The sequence below is a fragment of the Paraburkholderia sp. RL18-085-BIA-A genome (assembly GCF_046027075.1).
Taxonomy (GTDB): Bacteria; Pseudomonadota; Gammaproteobacteria; order Burkholderiales; family Burkholderiaceae; genus Paraburkholderia.
In genome coordinates this window covers 1-281 of sequence record NZ_JARESU010000706.1, presented here as the reverse complement: position 1 = coordinate 281, position 281 = coordinate 1, and the positions used below count along the sequence as shown (strand labels likewise).

Below are 281 nucleotides of genomic sequence, written 5' to 3'. Positions count from 1 at the left end.
CGCACTGCAACGTGATCGCGCCGTTCGTGACGGCCCCTGGCAATCGCAATGAATCGCCTCTGTTGCGAGAAGCGCTGCCGCAACTCACGCGCATCGCCCGTACCGTGGGCTTGGACCTGCGGGGCACCATCGTGAGTCTGGATGGCGTTTACGATTGCCGGCAGAACCGCAAAGCCATCTTTAACCGCGACATGGTTCCCAACATCAACCCGAATTTACGCGGTAGAAAGGGACCTAAGCGAGGACGCAAGTCCCGGTTCGATCCGGCCATCTTCGAAGAA

1 pseudogene is annotated in these 281 nt (G+C 59.4%); it reads left to right on the top strand.

What is annotated here, in order from left to right:
- Nucleotides 1-281, top strand: a pseudogene (locus P0D89_RS54480) (hypothetical protein); the annotation flags it as partial.